This is a genomic window from Methylobacterium sp. J-001, assembly GCF_022829565.1.
GTDB lineage: Bacteria > Pseudomonadota > Alphaproteobacteria > Rhizobiales > Beijerinckiaceae > Methylobacterium.
This window is the reverse complement of record NZ_JAKSYN010000179.1, coordinates 1-650: the sequence shown is the minus strand read 5'-3', so window position 1 is coordinate 650 and position 650 is coordinate 1. Positions and strand designations below refer to the sequence as shown.

Here is a 650-nt window from a genome sequence, read left to right as displayed (position 1 = left end):
GCGTGGTCAAGTTCGACGTGGTCTCGGGCGTGCAGGCCAAGGCCAAGCCCAACGCCCCGGCCTATACAAGGGTGTTCGGCGAGAGCCTGATCAAGGCGGCGGATGCCGACGACATGGTCGTGGCGATCACCGCGGCGATGCCCGGCGGCACCGGCATCGACCTGTTCGGCAAGGCCCATCCCGACAAGACCTTCGACGTCGGCATCGCCGAGCAGCACGCGGTGACGTTTGCCGGTGGGCTGGCGACGGAGGGCTACCGGCCGTTCGTGGCGATCTACTCGACCTTCCTGCAGCGGGCCTACGACCAGGTCGTGCACGACGTGGCGCTGCAGAACCTGCCCGTGCGGTTCTGCCTGGACCGGGCCGGGCTGGTCGGCGCGGACGGGGCGACGCATGCCGGCGCCTTCGACCTGGCGTATCTGTGCTGCCTGCCGAACATGACCGTGATGGCGGCCGCCGACGAGGCCGAGCTGGTGCACATGGTGGCGACCGCGCACGCCCATGACACAGGCCCGATCGCGCTGCGCTACCCGCGCGGCGAGGGCGTCGGCGTCGAGCTGCCGGAGCGGGGCGAGGTGCTGGCGATCGGCAAGGGCCGGATGGTCCGCCAGGACCCGGAGGCCCGGGTGGCGATCCTGTCGCTCGGCACG

1 pseudogene is annotated in these 650 nt (G+C 71.2%); it reads left to right on the top strand.

The features are described 5' to 3' along the window. Positions 1–650 (top strand): annotated as a pseudogene (locus MKK65_RS22210) (1-deoxy-D-xylulose-5-phosphate synthase); the annotation flags it as partial.